This is a genomic window from Actinomadura viridis (assembly GCF_015751755.1).
Taxonomy (GTDB): Bacteria; Actinomycetota; Actinomycetes; order Streptosporangiales; family Streptosporangiaceae; genus Spirillospora; species Spirillospora viridis.
On the sequence record NZ_JADOUA010000001.1, the window covers coordinates 5,712,009 to 5,730,696 of the forward strand.

An 18,688-nucleotide genomic window follows, 5' to 3' on the forward strand; every position below is an offset into this window, starting at 1 on the left:
GGTCACTTGATCGCGCCCGCGGTGAGACCGCGGGAGAGCGTGCGCTGGAAGATCAGGAAGAAGACGACGGTGGGCAGCAGGCCCAGCAGCGAGGCGGCGCTGGACATCGTCGCGTCCATCAGCCGCTGCCCCTGCAGGACGCCGAGCGCGACCGACACCGTCTGGTTGTCATTGCTGACCAGGAAGACCAGCGGGATCAGGAACTCGTTCCAGGTCCACACGAAGAAGAAGACGACCAGCACCGCCAGCGTCGGCCGGATCACCGGGACGACCACCCGCCACAGCACCTGCCACCGGCCCGCGCCGTCGATCCGCGCCGCCTCCAGCAGCGGGCGGGGGAACGCGGCCAGCACCGACGACAGCAGGTAGGTGCCGAACGCGCTCTGGATGACGGTGAAGACGATGATCACGGCGAGCCGGGTGTCGTACAGGCCGACCTGCTTGGACAGGTAGTACAGCGGGTAGACCAGCGCCTCCTGCGGCAGCGTGTTGGCCAGCAGCAGGACGACCAGCACCCACATCCGGCCCTTGATCCGGCCGATCCCGAGCGCGTAGGCGTTCAGCACCGACAACAGCACGGCCAGGATCGCGACCGAGCCGCAGATGAGCGCGCTGTTGAACAGCACCTGCCCGAAGTTCACGCGCTCCCAGAAGGCGGTGATGCCCTCCAGGCTCACCCCCTCCGGCAGTGCCAGCGGCCCGTTCGTCGAGTACTCCTGCGGCGTCTTCACCGCGTTGAGCACCACCACCAGGAACGGGATCAGCATGACCGCGGCGAGCGCGGCCAGCGCCACCAGCGCCGCGTACGCGGAGGGGCCGCGCCGCCGCCGTCCCCGGCCGCTCCCGCGCCTCCGGCCGCCTCGCGCGCCCGCGCCGCCCGCGCCGCCCGCCCGGGGGTCGCGGGTCCCGGCTTCCGCTCCGGCAAGGGTCGTGGTCACCGCTCCCCCTCGCTGCTCTGGCCCTGCAGGCGCAGGAAGACGACGGTCAGCGCGACGATGATCAGCGTGAGCACGGTCGAGATCGCCGAGCCGTAGCCGACGTCGGTCTTGTCGAAGAAGTTGAGGTACGAGTAGTAGGAGGGGACGTTGGTCGCGCCGCCCGGCCCGCCCTTCGTCAAAACGTAGATCGGGGCGAACACCTTGAGCGAGGCGATGGTGGTCCACAGCAGCACCACGAAGATCTCCGGGCGGATCTGCGGCACCGTGATGTGCCGGAACCGGCGCCCCCAGGACGCCCCGTCGATCTCGGCCGCCTCGTACAGGGACGGGTCGATCCGCTGGAGCCCCGACATGAAGACCACCAGCGGGAATCCGATCTGCACCCAGACCATGACGACCATGACGCTCCACAGCGCCGTGGCCGGGTCGCCCAGCCAGTTGTGGGCCAGCGCGTCCAGCCCGGCGGCCCGCAGCACCGCGTTCACCGCTCCGCTGTCGGGGTTGAGCAGCCACGTCCACACCACCCCGGCCACGACCATCGGCAGCACCTGCGGCAGGTAGACGCAGGCGCGCAGGACGCTGGCGACGCGCGGGCCGAAGTTGCGGCCGATCAGGTCGGTCAGCAGCGCCGCCAGCACCAGCCCGATCGCGGTCGGCACCAGCGCCATCCCGACGATCACCAGGCCGTTGTGCCGGAACGAGGCCCAGAACTCCCCGTCCCCCGCCAGCTCCTTGTAGTTGGCCAGGCCCGTCCATTCGGGCGTGCCCACACCGCTCCACTCGGTGAAGCTGGTGCCGAGGTTCATCAGGAACGGCACCCCGATGACCGCGGTGAACAGGAGCGCCCCGGGGACCAGGTACGGCAGGTACCCCAGGCGCTCGCCCCGCTTGCTCACTTGGGCAGGCCGTCGTCGTAGGCCCGCTGGACCTCACCCAGGATCTGGCCGGGCGTGCCCTTGCCGTTCATGAGCTTCTGCACCTCCGACACCCACTTGTCGTAGAAGCCCGCCACCGGCCAGTCGGGGTAGTAGGCCAGGCCGTCGTTCTGGGCGAGGGTGTTGAAGTTGTCGATGAGCTTCTTGGCCTTGGGGTTGGTGATGGCCGAGGAGTCGGCCGCCACCGGGATGCCGCCGGCGTTGCCGAGGGCGTTCTGGATGTGCTTCTTCATCGTGATCTCGATGAAGTCGTAGGCGAGCTTCTTGTTCTTCGACCCCTTGGGGACGACCCAGAGGTTGCCGCCGGAGCCGGGGGTCAGCTTGGCGCCCGGCCAGGTGAAGGTGTCCCACTCGAACTTGGCCTCTTTGGCGACGCGGCCGAACCACCAGCTGCCCGAGAACATCATCGGGAACTTGCCCTGCATGAAGGCCACGCCCGCGTCCTCTGCCTTGAGGCCCACGGAGTCCTTGGCGACGTAGCCCTTCTTCACCCAGTCGGCGAACGTGGTGGCGCCGTACGTCCAGGCAGGGTCGGTGAAGCTGGTCTTGGCGGTGTAGCGCTGGAAGGCGTCCACCCAGGGGCGGTCGGCCTTGTCCAGGGCGAGCTGGTAGACGAACTGGTGCGCCATGTACTCGGCGCCGGCGTTGGTGAGCGGGGTGACGCCCTTGCCCACGAACGTGTCCAGTGCGGCGGTGAACTCGGCGTAGGTGGACGGCACCTTCACCCCGTGCTTATCGAACAGGTCCTTGTTGTAGTAGACCTGCACGTACTCGGCGTAGTTGGGAACGCCGAACCACTTGTCGCCGCCCATGGTGCCCTTGGCGTCGTACTTCGAGGTGACCTGGACGTTGGCCGGCAGCATCTTGTCCCAGCCGCGCTTGGTCACCTCCGCCGACATGTCCTCCAGCAGGCCCTGCCTGGAGAGCATCCCCGCGGTGGCGTTGCCCTTGTTGTACTCCATGACGTCGGGGGCGTCCTTGGAGTTGAGCACCATGGGCGCGGTCTTCTGGATCTGCTCGAAGCCCTTCTCCTCGAACTTCACCTTGACGCCCGGGTGGGTGCTCTCGAACTCCTTGATCGCCTGGCTCCAGGCGACGCCCATCGCGCTGTCGGGGGCCTCGTAGTGCCACAGGCGCAGCTCGTTGGGGTCGGACTCGCCGCCGCCGCCGCAGCCGGCCAGGACGAGCGAGCCTGCGGCGAGCACGGCCGTCAGAGCCGCGCCCCTGCGTGCCTTGATCATGGGTTCTCCTCCGGGGGGTGGGTCTGAGGGCCCGCGTCCGTCGACGTTCGTCGAAGCCTGCCGAAGTCTGTCGAAGCGCTTCGATTGTCGGGATCGTATTCCGAACGTGACACGCGACACAATAGGGGTCCGTCATTGAAATCGACTCGGCCCGCTGACGTGGGCCTTTACCTTGGGAACGCTCCCACGGCAGGCTGAGGTGGAGCGGTGGCGGACCGCCCGGCCCGCCACCGCCCTCCTCGCAGGGGACGCCTCAGCGGACGCCGTAAAGGTGCTCCAGGGCGAGCTGGTCGAGGCGTTCGAACGCCATGCCGCGCCCCGCGAGCGCCTCCACGTCGGGCGTGAACTCGCGTACGGCCCGCCAGTCCTCGCCCTCGCCCAGGGTCGGGACGGCCAGCTCGTCCACGCGGGCCGCGCGCAGCGCCTCCTGCACCTCGGGGTCGGCGCGGAAGGCCCGCACCCGCTCGCGCAGGATCAGCCAGTTGCGCATGCAGCCCCGCGCCGACTCCCACACGCCCTCGTCGTCCTCGGTGCGCGGCGGCTTGAAGTCGAAGTGCACCGGCCCGTCATAGTCGCTGTGCTCGATCAGGTCGACGACCCAGAAGGCCCCGCGCGCGTTGCCCGCGCCGAACCGCAGGTCCTGGTCGTAGCGGGGCCCCGTCTGGCCGTTCAGGTCGATGTGGAACAGCTTGCCGTGCCAGAGCGCCTGGGCCAGGCCGTGGGCGTAGTTGAGCCCGGCCATCTCCTCGTGCCCGACCTCGGGGTTGAGGCCGACCAGCTCGGGACGTTCCAGCTCCTCGATGAACGCCAGCGCGTGCCCGACGGTGGGGAGCAGGATGTCGCCGCGCGGCTCGTTGGGCTTGGGCTCGATCGCGAACCGCAGGTCGTAGCCCTGGTCCACGACGTAGGAGGCGAGGACGTCGAACGCCTCCTTGTACCGGTCGAGCGCGGCCCGCACGTCCTTGGCCGCGCCCGACTCCGCGCCCTCCCGGCCGCCCCAGCACACGTAGGTCCGGGCGCCCAGCTCGGCGGCCAGGTCGAGGTTGTCCATGACCTTGCGCAGCGCGAACCGGCGGACGTCCCGGTCGTTGGCGGTGAACGCCCCGTCCTTGAAGACCGGATGGGAGAACAGGTTGGTGGTCGCGGTCGTCACCACCAGCCCGGTCTCCTCCAGCGCCTTGCGGAACGCGCCGATCCGGGCGTCCCGCTCGGCGGCGGTGGCGTCGAAGTCGAACACGTCGTTGTCGTGGAAGTTCACCCCGTACGCGCCGAGCTCGGCCAGCTTGCGCACGGCGCGGTCGGCGGGCATCGGGGCGCGGGTGCCGGGGCCGAACACGTCGACCCCCTGCCAGCCCACCGTCCAGATGCCGAAGGAGAAGCGGTCCTCCGGGCGCGGGGTGAAACGGTCGTCGCTCAGCTCACTCACGAGGTCCTCCAGGTCGGCGATCGGCGGTGGGGGTGGTGTCGCGCAGTCCGGCGTACCGGGCGCGGATCTCACCGGCCGCGGCGGCGTCCGCGTCGGCGGCCGTGTGCTCGGTGGCGGGCGGGTCGGGCCAGGCGGGCGGCTCGGGCGTCCCGGCCAGCGCCCACGCGGCCTGCCGGGCGGCGCCCAGCGCCACGTACTCGGCGGGCTCGGGGACGGTCACGGGGGTGCCGAAGAGGGAGGGGGCCAGGGCCCGGACGGCGGCGGAGCGCGCCCCTCCCCCGATCAGCAGGACGCGGCGCGGCCGTACGCCCTGCGCGGCCAGATGGCCGGCGGCGTCGGCCAGCGAGCACAGCAGCGCCTCGACCGCGGCCCGCGCCAGGTTCTCCGGGGTGGCGTTGGCGGTGGTCAGCCCGGCCAGGACGCCGGTGGCGCCGGGCCGGTCGGGGGTGCGCTCGCCGTCGAGGTAGGGCAGCAGGGTCAGCCCGCCCGCGCCCGGCCGGGCCGCCAGCGCCCGCGCCGCCAGCCCGTCCAGGTCGGTGCCGGTCAGGGCGGCGGCGGAGGTGAGCACCCGCGCCGCGTTGAGCGTGCAGACCAGCGGCAGGAAGCGGCCGGTGGCGTCGGCGAACCCGGCCACCAGCCCGGACGGGTCGGCGGCGGGCGCGGAGGCCACCGCGAAGACCGTCCCGGAGGTGCCGATCGAGACGACCACGTCGCCCTCGCGCAGCCCGAGTCCGAGGGCGGCGCCCATGTTGTCGCCGGTGCCGGGGGCCAGCCGGGCGCCCCAGGGGGTCTCGCCGACCGTCTCCGCGGACCCGGCCACGCGCGGCAGGACCGGCTCGTGGCCGAGCGCGGCCCGGACCAGTTCGGGCAGGTAGCGGCCCTCGGCGGGCGACCAGTACCCGGTCCCCGAGGCGTCGCCGCGGTCGGTGACCGGCCCGGACGCGCCCAGCCGCAGCGTCAGCCAGTCGTGCGGGAGCAGGACCGAGGCGGTGCGCCGGGCGTTCTCGGGTTCGTGCTCGGCCATCCAGCGCAGCTTGGTGACGGTGAACGAGGCGAGCGGGACGCTCCCGGCGCGTTCCGCCCACGTCCCGGGACCGCCCAGCTCCTCGACCAGCGCCCGGGCCTGGGGGGCGGAGCGGGTGTCGTTCCACAGCAGCGCCGGGCGGACTGTTTTGCCGTCCTCGTCCAGCGCCACCATGCCGTGCTGCTGGGCGGCCACGGCGACCGCGTCCGCCCGTTCGAGCAGGTCACGGGCCTTTCCCAGGGCGTCCCACCACGCGCCCGGCGGGCATTCGGTGCCGTCCGGATGCGGCGCGGCGGCCGAGGCGACCACCGTGCCGTCGTCGGCGTCGCACAGCAGGACCTTGACCGACTGCGTCGAGGAATCGATCCCGGCGACGAGCATGCTCCTCCTCCAGCGTCCGGCGGGCCGCGGCCGGCCAGGCACGGACTGTCGAAGCGCTTCGAAAGCGCGCGGCCCCGTGCAGCCTAAACCGCTGTGAGCCGGCACACAATGGAGCCGGCCTACCCCTGAGAGAAGGGGCTGGACGTACGGCCGAGAAGACGCGTCCGGCGCACCCGGGGAAGGAGCGAGCCGGCCTGCCCCTGAGGGAACGGGCCGGTGGATCAGGGGGCGTAGTTCATGACGTGGTCGTGCAGCATCCGCGGCGCGTCGGGGTCCTGGCGGCGGAACGCCTCGATCAGCAGCGCGTGCTCGGCCGACTTGGAGTAGATCTCCGTCTCGTGCAGGCGCAGGGAGAGGGTCGTCCACAGCTCGATGCCCAGCGACTCCCAGACCGACATCAGCAGGCGGTTGCCCGCGGTCTCCACCACCTCACGGTGGAAGGCGATGCTCAGCCGCATCTGCTCGTGCAGATCACCGGTCTCGGCGGCCTCGGCCAGCGACCGGTTGTGCCGCTCCAGCGCGTCCACCCGTTCGGCCAGCCTGGGCAGCGCCAGCTCGACCGCGGTCCGCTCCAGGCCCGCCCGGACGGGGAAGATCTCACCCAGATCGCGCTCGGTGAAGGCGCGGACCCGGGCGCCCCGGTTGGGCAGGCTCTCCACCAATCGCAACGCCTCCAGCTGGCGCAGCGCCTCGCGCACCGGGCCCTGGCTGACGCCCAGCTCGGCGGCGATCCGGCGCTCGACGAGGCGTTCACCCGGCTCCCAGCGGCCCGAGCTGATCCCCTCGACGATGAACTCGCGGATCTGGTCGGCCAAGCCGGTGCGCAGCAGCTGAGCGGAGACGTTCACGGCCTCCATGGTAGAGGTCCGCCCAGGTCCGCCCATGGACGGGACTTCCCGTGGACGGCACTTCCCGTAGGCCGGTCGGGCCGTGCATACTGCAGGTGAGAGACATATGATCGATCATTGATCAACGATGATCGATGGAGGCCCGCGGTGACCCCGCGGCGCGCTTCCGAGCCCTGAGGAGAACGCCGAATGGCCGAGACCACCAAGGCCCGCCCCCGGAAGACCGTCCGGAGCAAGCCCGGGTCCACCCCGGACACCGAGGACGCCCGAGACGGCGGGGAGACCGGGACCGCGGTCCCCGCCGACCGGTCCGAACTGGTCGGGTACTACCGGCGGATGCTGCTGATCCGCCGGTTCGAGGAGCGGGCGGCCCGCGCCTACACCGAGGCCAAGATCGGCGGCTACTGCCACCTTAACCTGGGTGAGGAGGCCACGGTGGTCGGGCTGCTGGCCGCGCTGCGGCCCACCGACTACCTCTTCACCAACTACCGCGAGCACGGCTACGCGCTGGCCAAGGGCATCTCGCCGGAGCGGGTGATGGCCGAGCTTTACGGCCGTTCCACCGGCGTGTCCAAGGGGTGGGGCGGGTCCATGCACATGTTCGACGCCGAGGCCCGGCTGCTGGGCGGCTACGGCATCGTCGGCGGGCAGCTGCCGCTGGCCACCGGCGCCGCCCTGGCGGTGTCGTACAAGGGCGGCGACGACGTGGTGATGTGCCAGATGGGCGACGGGACCGCGGCCATCGGCGCCTTCCACGAGTCGCTGAACCTGGCCGCCCTGTGGGACCTGCCCGCCGTGTTCGTCGTGATCAACAACGGGCTCGGCATGGGCACCCCGGTGGAGGCGTCCTCGGCCGAGCCGGAGCTGTACCGCCGCGGCGCCGCGTACCGGATGGAGAGCGCCCGGGTGGACGGCACCGACGTGGTCGCCGTGTTCGAGGCCGCCCGGACCGCGGTCGAGCACGCCCGCGCCGAGAGCCGGCCGTACCTGCTGGAGTGCGTGAGCCCCCGGCTGCGCGGGCACTCGGTGGTCGACCCGGCGCGCTACCGCTCCAAGGAGGAGCGCCAGGCGCTGCTCGACCAGGACCCGCTGGCCGCGTTCGCCGCCCGGCTGGAGCGGGACGGCGTGCTGCCCGCCGAGGACCGCGCCGTCATCGAGGCCGAGGTCGCCGCGGAGGTGGAGGCCGCCGCCGCGTTCGCCGACCAGAGCCCCGCCCCGGACGTCTCCACGCTGTTCGACTACACCTACGCCACCCCCGTCCCGGGCGAGCTGCGCCGCCTGCCCGCCGACCCCGTGTTCGGTTCCTGAGGAGTCCCCATGGCACTTGTCACCTACCGCCAGGCCCTGCGGGACACGCTGCGCGCGGAGATGCTCCGCGACGAGAACGTCTTCCTGATGGGCGAGGAGATCGGGCTCTTCGAGGGCTCGTACAAGATCACCGAGGGGCTGCTCAAGGAGTTCGGCCCGCGCCGGGTCCGCGACACCCCGATCGCCGAGGAGGGGTTCGTCGGCGCGGCGATCGGGGCCGCCATGCTCGGCCTGCGCCCGGTGGTCGAGATCATGACGATCAACTTCTCGCTGCTGGCGCTGGACCAGATCGTCAACCACGCCGCCAAGATCTACGGGATGTTCGGCGGCCAGTGCAGCGTCCCGATGGTGATCCGCACCCCGGGCGGCGGCGGGCAGCAGCTCGGCGCCACCCACTCGCAGAACGTGGAGCTGTTCTACTCGTTCATCCCCGGGCTGAAGGTGGTCGCGCCCAGCACGCCCGCCGAGGCGTCCGCGATGCTCAAGGCCGCGATCCGGGACGACGACCCGGTCCTGTTCCTGGAGAACCTGGCGCTCTACAACACCAAGGGCGAGCTGCCCGCGGGCACGAGCAGCGACGCGGGCGCAGCCGTTGCCGGGGGGTCTGGGGGGTCGTCCACCCAGATGCTGATCGACTCGATCGAGCCGGCCGAGATCGGCCGCGCCGCCGTCACCCGGCCCGGGACCGACATCACCATCATCGGCTACTCCCGGATGGCCCAGGTCGCCGCCGAGGTGGCCGAGACCCTGGCCGGCGAGGGCATCTCGGCCGAGGTCGTCGACCTGCGCAGCCTGCGCCCGCTGGACCGGGAGACCATCGTCGAGTCGGTGCGCCGCACCGGCTGCGCCGTGGTCGCCGAGGACGACTGGCTGACGTACGGCATCGGCGCCGAGATCGCCGCGACCATCCAGGAGGGCGCCTTCGACTGGCTGGACGCCCCGGTCCGCCGGGTGGCGATGGCCGAGGTGCCCCTGCCGTACGCCAAGCCGCTGGAGCTGGCCGCGCTGCCCTCCGCCGACTCCCTCCTGACCGCCGTCCGCGCGACCCTGCGTTCGACCGGACGCCTCGCCGCCCTGGAGACCACCCGCTCATGACCGAGATCCTCATGCCCCGGCTCTCCGACACGATGGAGGAGGGCGTCATCAGCTCCTGGCAGAAGAAGCCGGGAGATCCGGTCGCGGTCGGCGACGTGCTCGTCGACATCGAGACCGACAAGGCCGTCATGGAGTACGAGGCGTACGAGGCGGGCGTGCTCGGCGAGATCCTCGTCGGTGAGGGCGAGACGGCCGCGATCGGCGCGCCCATCGCCATCGTGCTCCCGGCCGGGAGCGAAGTTCCCGCCCAGGCCGCCGCGCGGCCCGAGGAGCAGTCCGCCGGGCAGGCCAAGGAGGAGGTCGCCGTGGCGGCCCCGGCCCCTGCCGCCTCCGCTCCCTCCGATCCGGCTCCGGCCCCTGCGTCCGGGCCCGCCGCGCCCGCTCCGGCACCGCTCAACGGCACCCCGCGCGGGACCCGGCCGCCGTCGTCGCCGCTGGCCCGCAGGCTCGCCCGCGACCACGGCATCGACCTGGCGACGCTGACCGGCACCGGGCCCGGCGGGCGCATCGTCCGCGCGGACATCGAGGCCGCGGTCCGCGCCGGCGGGGCCGCCGCGCCGCCGCAGGCACAGCCGGCACAGCCGCAGCCGGCGCAGGCCGCGGAGCCGAAGGCCGCGCCGGCCGCGCCCGCGCAGGCCGCAGGCGTGGACGACGCGGACGTCGAGCGGGTCCCGCTCAACCGGTTCCGGAAGGTCGCCGCGCGGCGGCTGACCGAGAGCAAGCGGAACGCGCCGCACTTCTACCTCACCCGCGAGGTGGACGCCGAGGAGCTGCTGGCGTTCCGGGCCACGCTCAACAAGGCGCTGGACCCCGCGAAGGTCAGCGTGAACGACCTGATCGTCAAGGCGTGCGCCACCGCGCTGCGCGAGCACCCGGCGGTCAACGTCTCGTTCACCGAGGACGAGCTGCTGGTGCACAAGCGGGTGAACGTCGGCGTGGCCGTGGCGGTCGAGGACGGCCTGCTGGTCCCGGTCATCAGGGACGCCGACCGCAAGAGCGTCTCGCAGATCGGCGCCGAGACCCGGGAGCTGGCCGGGAAGGCCCGCGCGGGCAGGCTGTCGGCGCAGGAGATGAGCGGCGGCACGTTCAGCGTGAGCAACCTGGGCATGTACGGCATCGCCAGCTTCTCGGCGGTGATCAATCCGCCGGAGGCCGCGATCCTGGCCGTCGGCGCGGTGCGCGACGAGCCGGTGGTGCGGGACGGTCAGGTCGTTCCGGGCAAGCGCCTGTCGGTGACGCTGTCGGTGGACCACCGCGCCTGCGACGGCGCCACCGGGGCGGCGTTCCTGGCCCGGCTCGCCGAGCTGCTGGAGCGGCCCCTCCTCATCGTGGCCTGAGGCCGCGGGCGGGCCGCCGGTCACGGGCGGTTCGCCGGTCAGGGGCGGGTCCGGGTGTAGGGGACCCGCCCCTGGCCATCGGCGGGGTGCTCAGTTCGGGCTCGGTGCCCCGGCCTGGGCCTCCTGGCTGGACAGGGGTCGCAGGACGGTGCTGTAGGAATAGGCACGGTCGGGCCTGACCTGGTACTCCGGCCGTACCGGGTTGGGCGTGTCACCGACGCCGGTCACGGCGTGGTTCACATGGAGGGTGTTCCAGCCCGGATTGCGTTTGCGGGCGAACGGGTAGAGCGCCCGGTCCAGGTCGTCGTACCGGGTGGCGCTGACTTCGAGGTCTCCGCCGACCAGGAGCCCCGCGCGGCCGTCGGTGAGCATGGCCCAGCGGACGTCGTCGTGGTTGCCGTGGTCCTGCGGGCGGTAGTACGAGACGTACTGGTCGTCCAGTGAGGAGGACCAGACGCCCATGCGGGTGCCGTCCTTGCGGTCGTTGTAGTTCTCCACCGGTCCCCGCCCGTACCAGGCGAGGGTCGTGAAGCGGTCGGGCGTCTTGACGGTGTAGCCGACGCGCGCGAGGTACGGCAGGGTGCGCGCGCTTCCCTGGGGGACGACCTGGTGGCTCAGCTCGATCTGGCCGGAGCCGTCGACGGCGTAGGTGGTGGTCTGGTCGAACGAGGCGTCGCCGGTGCCGGTGACCTTGCTGGGGATCTCCACGGTGACCCTGGAGGAGCCGGCGGACGGGGTGACCGTGATCGGGCCCGGCCGCGTGACGAGCCGGTCCAGGCCCGCCTTGCGCCAGTCCTCGCCTTCGGCGCGGCCCCAGGTGTAGGTCTCGTTGCTGATCGGCGGGCGCCACACGTCGAGTTCGGGTCCGGTGCGGACCAGTTCGGTGCCCTGGTAGCGCATCGATGTGAGGGTGCCCTTGGCCCGGTCGAACACGTAGCGGAAGTCGCGGCCGGTGACGATGACCTCGGTGTCGTTCCGGGCGGTCTGGACGGTGCCCGTGGCGCGTTTCCTGACGCCGGGCACCTCGGAGCCGCCCGCCGGGAACTGCCCGAAGCCGACCACGTGGCCGGCGGGGGCGTACCAGGTCCTCTCGCCGAGCACGACGTCGACGTTCAGCCAGCGCTCGTTGCCGCCCCCGGGCACCGCGGGGATCGTCACCTGGGTCTTGCCGCCCGGTGGCAGGTCGAGGGCCTGTTCCCCGGAACGTACGGTGCGGCGGCCCTCGGTGACGCTCCAGCGCAGCCGCAGATCGGAGGTTCCGGAGAAGGCGCGTTCGCTGGAGACGGTGACCTTCCCGGCGGCGTCACGGGTGACGCGGATCGGTGAATGGACCCAGGCGAGCTGGGCCAGTTCCGGCTGGAGGTAGCGGTCGGTGCCGACCAGGCCGTCGACGCCGGAAAGGCTCTGGCCGTTGGAGAGGAACGTCCCCTTCTTGTCGAAGTCGTCGAAATTCAGGGCGAGGACGGCGTCCTTGGCGGGATCGGCGCCGGAACCCAGTTCGGCCGGTGTCAGCGCCCGCCCGTAGATGCGGACGTCGTCGATGGTGCCGTGCGCCATGCGGCCCTTGTAGTTGTCCTGCATGGTCCCGGAATTACGGCCGATGTTGACGTCGCCCGACGACCAGTCGATGGTTCCGGTGTAAGGGACCTGGGCGGCCTCGCGGCCGTTCACGTAGAGGCGGAGCGCGGTGCCGTCGTAGGCGCCGGTGACGCGGTGCCAGCCGTCGTACCAGCCGGACGGGACGGGGGCGCGGACGGTGCGCCAGGTGCCGCCGCTGTGGATGTAGAACTCCAGGGTCGTCTCGTTCGACATCTTGAGCCCGTACTGGTGGTCGCCCTTGGTGACCATCGTGAAGTCGCCCGTCCAGGGGCGTGCCGGTTTCACCCAGGCGTCGAGGGTGACGGCGTTTCCGGTGAGATCGAGTTTGCGGTCCCGGTAGACCTCGACGAAATCGTCCAGACCGGAGAAGTAGAGGGCCTTTCCGCGGCGTCCGTCCACGGTCTTCGGCATCCCCTGGAGCCAGGCGAGGATGTCGTTTCCGGAGGCGTCCGGAGTGGTGATGAGCGGGTGCCGGAGATTGGCCTCGGCCCAGTCCCAGATGAATCCGCCCTGCACCTGCGGATGGCGCCGGACCACCTCCCAGAATTCCCGGAAGTTGCCCAGGCTGTTGCCCATGGCGTGGGCGTACTCCCCCATGATGATGGGTTTGGTGGTGGCCGCCGCCTGCGCCTCCAGCCTGGCCGGGGTCGGGTAGCGCGGCCCCCACACGTGGGCGAACGGCGCGTCCCCGTCCGGGCGGTTGGGCTGGTGGTAGAGCGGGCGGGTGGGGTCGGTCGCGGTGGCCCACTCGGCCATCCTGGTGTGCGCCGCGCCCAGTCCGGCCTCGTTGCCGGTGTCCCACATGATCACGCTGGGGTGGTTCTTGTCGCGGGCCACCATCGCCTGGAAGCGTTCCAGGAACGCCTTCTGCCATTCGGGGCGGTCGGCGAGGCAGTCGCGGGGGCTGCCCGCCGGCTGGGTGCAGTCCTCGTAGTTGTGGGTCTCGATGTCGACCTCGTCGTCGATCCACAGGCCGCGCCGGTCGGCGAGTTCGTAGAGGTAGGGGTCGGACGGGTAGTGCGCGGTCCGGATCGCGTTGATGTTGAGGCGTTTCATCAGCGCGACGTCGGCCTCCTGCCGCTCGCGGGTCTGGTGCCGGCCGGTGTCGGGGTCGGTCTCGGGGCGGTTCACGCCCTTGATGAGGATGCGCTTCCCGTTCACCAGCAGCTGCCGGTCCTTGATCTCTATCTCGCGGAACCCGACGGTCTCGGTGGTGGTGTGGGTGACGCGCCCGGACGGGTCGGACAGCTCAAGCCGCAGCGTGTAGAGGCTGGGCGTCTCGTCACTCCACTTCGCGGGGTTGGACACGGGCGCGCTCAGGCGCAGGGTCGCGGTCTCCCCCGACACCGAGGTCCTGCCGGAGAAGGTCGTGACCTGGCGGCCGTCCGGGGCGAGCAGGGTCGCCTTCACCGTGTGCTCTCCCTGGGTGCCCTGCTTGCCGGCCAGGGTGAGGGTGGCGTTGAGGGTCGCGTCCCGGTAGGAGGCGTCGAGGTCGGTGGTGATGGAGGCGTCGCGCACGTAGGTCTTCGGGGTGGAGTACGCCCAGACGGAACGGAAGATGCCGCTGTAGCGCCACTGGTCCACGTCCTCCAGGTAGGAGCCCGCGCTCCACCTGTGCACCTGGACCGCCACCGTGTTGCCGCCGGGACGGACGTGGTCGGTGACGTCGAACTCGGCGGGGGTGTAGCCGCCCTGGTCGTAGCCGACGTACGCGCCGTTCACCCACACGAGGTACGCGCTGGTCACACCCTCGAAGCGCAGGAACGTGCGCCGCCCGTCCCAGTCCTCGGGCACGTCGAGGGTCTTCACGTAGGCGCCGGTGGGGTTGATGTCGCGCGGCGTCCTGGGCGGGTCGTCGGGCCACACCTCGGTGGGGATGTTGCGGAACACGGGGTGGTCGAGCCGGTCGCTCTGCCAGGTGTGCGGCACCTTGACGCGCGGCCAGGCGGAGGTGTCGTACCCCTTGGCGTGGAAACCGGCGGGGACCTCGCCGGGCCGCTCGGCCATCTTCAGCCTCCACTCGCCGTCCAGCGAGCGCGTCCAGCGTCTCTCGTCGCCGGGCCGCAGGACGGAGTGGGCGGGCTCCTGCCCCTCGGCGACCATCTCCGGATCGTCCAGGTAGGTGTGGACGTCGGGCGGCGGGGCGAGGCGGGGGGCGGCCGCGGCGGATCCGGGGAGCAGCGTCAGGACGAGCGCGGCCAGGGCGACGAGGGCGGTCAGCGGCCGGAGCGGGCGGCGGGGGACGTCGGCGGAGGAACGGGGCGGGAGCTGGGAGCTTGGCGGCATGGCGTGGGCGCCTCCTCGCGGGCAAGACCCCCTGACAATGCCCGACACAGCAGTGAACGGACGGTGTGAACGTCTCTTGGTGCGACGTTAAGTGCCGCATGGGGCGCCGTCAACGATCTCCGCCCGTTCGGCGGCGTGTCCCCGGCGTCCGGGCGGGAACTCCCTGGTCACGACCCGTTCGGCCACCCGTGGAAGGCCCGGCCGCCCTCGGCCCCGGCCGCTCTCCCCGGCCCCGGATGGTCAGCTGCGGCCGGTCGCCCCCGGCCCCGGCCGGTCGCCGCGGCCGATCGCCCCCCGCCCCGGCCGGTCAGCCCTGGTCGATGCGGAACAGGTTCTCGTCGATCCGGTCGAGGGCGAGGCGGACGGCGCCGACGCCGACGGCCTCGTCGCCCAGGGCGGACGACTCGATCCGGACGGGGCTCAGGCACAGCGGGCGTACCCGGCGGCGCAGCTCGTCCACCAGCCGGCCGCCCGCCCGGGTGAGGGCGCCGCCGACCACGATCGTCTCGGGGTCGACGGCCAGTGCCATCGCCGCGACGCCGCGGGCCATCCGGGTGGCGAGCCGTTCCACGAGGGCGACCGCCTCGGGGTCGTCGTGCCGCGCCGCCTCCAGGACCGCCTCGGCCCCGCCCGTCACGGTGCCGGGCGCGGGGAGCGGAGCCCCGGCCAGCGCCGCCGTGGTGTCGCGCAGGCCCAGCTCGGGGAGCATGCCGATCTCGCCCGCCGCGCCACGGCGGCCCCGGTGCAGCCGGCCGCCGATGATCACACCGACGCCGGTGTGCAGCCCGGCCAGCACGTAGATCATGTCGTCGGCGTCCTCGGCCACCCCGCGCCAGCGCTCGGCCATGGCGGCGAGGTTGGCGTCGTTCTCCACGTACACGGGGCAGGAGAAGGAACGTCCCAGCTCGCGTCCCAGGTTGAGCCCCTGCCAGTCCGGGACGACGGTGCAGAAGGCGACGGTGCCGTCGGGCGCCACCACGCCGGGGGTGCCGGCGGCCACCGCCCACAGCGCCGAACGTTCGATCCCGGACTCGGCCAGGCAGGTCTTGACCGCGGCGCGGACGGCGGCCAGCCGTTCGGGCGCCTGCCAGCCCACGTCCAGGTCGGCGCGGTGGGAGCCGACGACCCGGCCGTTGAGGTCGGCCAGGAAGAGCCGCACCCAGTGCGCGTCGATGTCCAGCCCCAGCGCGTACCCTGCCTCGGCGCGGAAGCGGTAGCGGCGGGCGGGCCGGCCGAGGCCGGCGCCCGAGCGCGGCGCCACCTCGGTCACCAGGCCCCGTTCGGCCAGGTCGGTGACGACCCCTTCGGTGGTCGGCCGGGACAGCCCGACCTTCCGGGCCAGCTCGCTCAGGGTCGGCTCGCCGCCGCCGCGCAGGGCGCGCAGCGTGGCCGCGGAGTTGAGCCGCCGCAGTACCGAGGGATCGCCCCCGTGAAGGGATATTTCGGACACAGCACCTCTTGATGGGAGATCGGCTCTTGACAGGGACCGGCGGACCGGGGACATTATTGCAAACCTACTTACGAAAGACCTTTTCGTAATACTGAGCGCAGGTCAGAGGGCAGGTGACGGCACGGTGCCAGCGGACAGCACGGGACCCTCGGTCGCGGTCGTGGGGGCGGGACTGCGCGGCTCCGCCTACGCCGCCCGGGTACCGGCCTCCGGGCGGGGGCGGGTGGTCGCCGTGGCCGAGCCCGACCCCGTACGGCGCGAGCGGTTCGCCGCCGAGCACGGCATCCCGCCGGAGCGGGCCTTCCCCGGCTGGCGCGAGCTGGTCGCGGCGGGCGCGCGGGAGGCGTCCGGGCGGCTGGCCGACGGGGTGATCATCGCGACCCAGGACGCCGAGCACGCCGAACCCGCGGTGCTGCTCGCCGGGCAGGGCTACCACATCCTGCTGGAGAAGCCGATGGCCACCACCGAGGCCGACGCGGAACGGGTGGTGGCGGCGGTCGAGCGCGCCGGGACCATGCTGGCCGTCTGTCACGTGCTCCGTTATACGCCTTATACCCGGCTCATCCGGCGGCTCATCGGCGAGGGCCGGATCGGTACCCCGATCAGCGTCCAGCATCTGGAGCCGGTCGGCTGGTGGCACCACGCCCACTCCTACGTGCGCGGCAACTGGCGCCGGGAGGACGAGTCCGGGCCGATGCTGATGACCAAGTCGGTGCACGACGTCGACTGGCTCGTCCACGTGATGGGCGAGCTGCCGTCCCGGGTCTCCTCGTTCGGCCGGCTGTCGCACCTGCGCCCGGAGAACCGCCCGGACGGCGCCGCCGACCGCTGCCTGGACTGCCCGCTGGAACCCGGCTGCGCGTACTCGGCGAAACGGCTCTACCTGTCCTGCCTCGGCGATCCCGAGCGCGAGGGCTGGCCGCTGGGCGCGGTCACGCACGACGCCACCGAGGCCGGTGTGCTGGCGGCGCTGCGCGAGGGCCCGTACGGGCGCTGCGTGTACGCCTGCGACAACGACGTGGTCGACCACCAGGTCGTGAACATGGAGTTCCCCTCCGGCGCGACCGGGACCTTCACCGTGACCGCCTTCTCCCCGTACGCCCAGCGGCAGACCCGGATCTTCGGCTCGGCCGGGTGCCTGGAGGGCGACGGCGTGCGGATCTCGCTGCGCGACTTCGTCACCGGCGAGCTGGAGACCTTCGACACCGGATCCGAGCACGAGGCGCCCGACGGCCGGCACGACGCCGCCGACGCGGCGCTGGCCGACGCCTTCGTCGAGGCGCTGGCCACCGGCGACCCGTCCCCGCTCAGCTCCGACGGCCGCCAGAGCCTGGACTCGCACCGCGTGGTGTGGGCGGCCGAGCACGCGCGCCGCGCGGGAACGGTCGTCGACATCGCCTCCCCGCCAGGCGGCCCCGCCCGAGCCGTGGACACCCCCGCACGAGCCGCCGGCGGCGGCTCCCCGCATCCCCCCGCGAAAGGTACGCGACGATGACGACCACATCCGCAGGGGGACGGCCCCCGCTCGCCCGTTCCCTGACCGTGCCCGCCGTGACGGCGGCCCTGGCGCTCGCGCTGGCCGCCTGCGGCGGATCCGGCGAGCCCAAGTCACCGGCCGCCTCGACCAACGAGGGCCGGGGGCCGATCACGTTCGCCACCGGCAAGGACCTGACCGGCACCATCCAGAAGCTCGTCGGCAAGTGGAACGCCGCGCACCCCGACGAGCAGGTGCGGATCATCGAGCTTCCCGAGGACGGCGACCAGACCAGGCAGCAGCTGGTGCAGAACGCCCAGATCAAGTCCGACGCCTACGACGTGATCCGGCTCGACGCGGTCTGGACCGCCGAGTTCGCCGCGCGCCGCTGGGTGCTGCCGCTCCAGGAGGAGAAGCTGGAGCCCGCCACGTTCGTCCCCGCCGCGCTCGAGACGGGCAGGTACCGCGGCAAGCTGTACGCGGCGCCCTGGCTCACCGGGACCGGCATCCTCTACTACCGCACGGACCTGCTGAAGGCGGCGGGCGTGAAGAGCCCGCCGCAGACGTGGGCCGAGCTCCAGGACGCCTGCGCCAAGGTGAAGAAGACCCCCGAGGGCGAAGGCGCCGACTGCTACGCCGGCCAGTACGACAAGTACGAGGGCCTCACCGTCAACTACTCCGAGGCGGTGCAGTCGGCCGGAGGCCAGGTCTTCGACGCCCAGGGCAAGCCGCAGGTGACCTCCCCGCAGGCCAAGGCCGGCCTCCAGTTCCTGGTGGACGGGTTCAAGAACGGCACCATCCCGCCCAAGGGCGTCACCCTCAAGGAAGAGGAAGGCCGCCGCGCCTTCCAGGACGGCCGGCTGGTCTTCCACCGCAACTGGGCCTACGTGTACGCGATGGCCTCCGCCAAGGACGGCACCTCCAAGGTGAACGGCAAGTTCGACGTGGCGCCCCTGCCCGGCAAGGACGGGCCCGGCTCGGGAACGCTCGGCGGCAACAACCTGTCGGTGTCGGCCTTCTCCAAGCACCAGGCCACGTCCCGGGACTTCATCCAGTACATCGTGAGCCTGGACGTGCAGCGCGAGTACGGCAAGGAGCAGTCCTTCCCGCTGTCGCGCGCCGCGCTCTACGACGACCCGGCGATGATCAAGCAGTACCCGTACCTGCCGGTGATGAAGAAGAGCCTGGAGACGGCCAAGCCACGCCCCGTGGCGATCCGCTACAGCGAGGTCAGCGCGGCCGTCCAGGACCACGTCACCGCCGCCGTCACCGGGAAGAAGCCGGTGGACCAGGCCGCCGCCGACCTGCAGGCCGCGCTGTCGGGCCTGGCCGACTGACGGGCCGGC

Annotated in this window: 13 protein-coding genes; 5 read left to right on the forward strand and 8 right to left on the reverse strand. The window is 72.2% G+C overall.

The genetic code is table 11. The features are described from left to right. Positions 1-2: 2 nt before the first annotated feature. From IW256_RS25925 to IW256_RS25950, 6 genes are all read right to left on the reverse strand, one after another. A complete protein-coding gene (locus IW256_RS25925) occupies positions 3-938 on the reverse strand; it encodes a carbohydrate ABC transporter permease (protein WP_307829080.1) in 936 nt (311 codons plus the stop codon). After that, positions 935-1,834: a carbohydrate ABC transporter permease gene (locus IW256_RS25930; RefSeq protein ID WP_307829082.1), complete on the reverse strand. Its 900-nt coding sequence runs from the start codon at positions 1,832-1,834 to the stop codon at positions 935-937. The genes IW256_RS25925 and IW256_RS25930 overlap by 4 nt, the downstream gene beginning before the upstream one ends. Beyond that, positions 1,831-3,114, reverse strand: a complete 1,284-nt coding sequence (locus IW256_RS25935) for an ABC transporter substrate-binding protein (protein ID WP_197013447.1) — start codon at positions 3,112-3,114, stop codon at positions 1,831-1,833. Before IW256_RS25935 ends, IW256_RS25930 begins: the two co-directional genes overlap by 4 nt. Before the next feature lie 253 nt (positions 3,115-3,367). Beyond that, on the reverse strand, positions 3,368-4,531 hold the full coding sequence (gene xylA, locus IW256_RS25940; protein ID WP_197016562.1) for a xylose isomerase: 1,164 nt from the start codon (positions 4,529-4,531) through the stop codon (positions 3,368-3,370). Position 4,532: 1 nt separating this feature from the next. Then, entirely contained in the window at positions 4,533-5,945 is a 1,413-nt protein-coding gene (gene xylB, locus IW256_RS25945; RefSeq protein ID WP_197013448.1) for a xylulokinase, read from the reverse strand. 221 nt (positions 5,946-6,166) lie between these two features. Further along, positions 6,167-6,802 carry a GntR family transcriptional regulator gene (locus tag IW256_RS25950; RefSeq protein WP_197013449.1) on the reverse strand — a complete coding sequence of 212 codons (636 nt, stop codon included), beginning with the start codon at positions 6,800-6,802 and terminating at the stop codon, positions 6,167-6,169. Positions 6,803-6,982: 180 nt separating this feature from the next. Between IW256_RS25950 and pdhA the strand changes: the two genes are divergently transcribed. Genes pdhA through IW256_RS25965 form a run of 3 tightly spaced genes read left to right on the forward strand, consistent with a single transcriptional unit; the run spans position 6,983 to position 10,533 of the window. Further along, positions 6,983-8,101: a pyruvate dehydrogenase (acetyl-transferring) E1 component subunit alpha gene (gene pdhA / locus IW256_RS25955; protein WP_197013450.1), complete on the forward strand. Its 1,119-nt coding sequence runs from the start codon at positions 6,983-6,985 to the stop codon at positions 8,099-8,101. Between the two features lie 9 nt (positions 8,102-8,110). Next, positions 8,111-9,196 (forward strand): alpha-ketoacid dehydrogenase subunit beta, encoded by a 1,086-nt coding sequence (locus IW256_RS25960; protein WP_197013451.1) that lies wholly within the window; start codon positions 8,111-8,113, stop codon positions 9,194-9,196. After that, positions 9,193-10,533, forward strand: a complete 1,341-nt coding sequence (locus tag IW256_RS25965; RefSeq protein ID WP_197013452.1) for a dihydrolipoamide acetyltransferase family protein — start codon at positions 9,193-9,195, stop codon at positions 10,531-10,533. The genes IW256_RS25960 and IW256_RS25965 overlap by 4 nt, the downstream gene beginning before the upstream one ends. A 90-nt stretch (positions 10,534-10,623) precedes the next feature. Here IW256_RS25965 and IW256_RS25970 read toward each other — a convergent pair whose 3' ends face one another. Together IW256_RS25970 and IW256_RS25975 are read right to left on the reverse strand one after the other, a co-directional pair. Next, positions 10,624-14,418 (reverse strand): glycoside hydrolase family 2 TIM barrel-domain containing protein, encoded by a 3,795-nt coding sequence (locus tag IW256_RS25970; protein ID WP_197013453.1) that lies wholly within the window; start codon positions 14,416-14,418, stop codon positions 10,624-10,626. 307 nt (positions 14,419-14,725) lie between these two features. Further along, on the reverse strand, positions 14,726-15,868 hold the full coding sequence (locus IW256_RS25975; RefSeq protein WP_307829085.1) for an ROK family transcriptional regulator: 1,143 nt from the start codon (positions 15,866-15,868) through the stop codon (positions 14,726-14,728). Between the two features lie 124 nt (positions 15,869-15,992). On the opposite strand from IW256_RS25975, the gene IW256_RS25980 reads away from it, so the two are divergent. Both IW256_RS25980 and IW256_RS25985 read left to right on the forward strand, forming a co-directional pair. Continuing rightward, entirely contained in the window at positions 15,993-17,363 is a 1,371-nt protein-coding gene (locus tag IW256_RS25980; protein WP_197013455.1) for a Gfo/Idh/MocA family protein, read from the forward strand. Further along, positions 17,360-18,679, forward strand: a complete 1,320-nt coding sequence (locus tag IW256_RS25985; protein ID WP_197013456.1) for an ABC transporter substrate-binding protein — start codon at positions 17,360-17,362, stop codon at positions 18,677-18,679. Before IW256_RS25980 ends, IW256_RS25985 begins: the two co-directional genes overlap by 4 nt. The last annotated feature ends 9 nt before the right edge of the window (positions 18,680-18,688 follow it).

Bases quoted from the DNA above. Each gene is read 5' to 3' on its own strand.
- IW256_RS25935 (WP_197013447.1), bottom strand. From the start codon at position 3,114: ATGATCAAGGCACGCAGGGGCGCGGCTCTGACGGCCGTGCTCGCCGCA.
- xylB (WP_197013448.1), bottom strand. From the start codon at position 5,945: ATGCTCGTCGCCGGGATCGATTCCTCGACGCAGTCGGTCAAGGTCCTG.
- IW256_RS25950 (WP_197013449.1), bottom strand. From the start codon at position 6,802: ATGGAGGCCGTGAACGTCTCCGCTCAGCTGCTGCGCACCGGCTTGGCC.
- pdhA (WP_197013450.1), top strand. From the start codon at position 6,983: ATGGCCGAGACCACCAAGGCCCGCCCCCGGAAGACCGTCCGGAGCAAG.
- IW256_RS25960 (WP_197013451.1), top strand. From the start codon at position 8,111: ATGGCACTTGTCACCTACCGCCAGGCCCTGCGGGACACGCTGCGCGCG.
- IW256_RS25965 (WP_197013452.1), top strand. From the start codon at position 9,193: ATGACCGAGATCCTCATGCCCCGGCTCTCCGACACGATGGAGGAGGGC.
- IW256_RS25970 (WP_197013453.1), bottom strand. From the start codon at position 14,418: ATGCCGCCAAGCTCCCAGCTCCCGCCCCGTTCCTCCGCCGACGTCCCC.
- IW256_RS25985 (WP_197013456.1), top strand. From the start codon at position 17,360: ATGACGACCACATCCGCAGGGGGACGGCCCCCGCTCGCCCGTTCCCTG.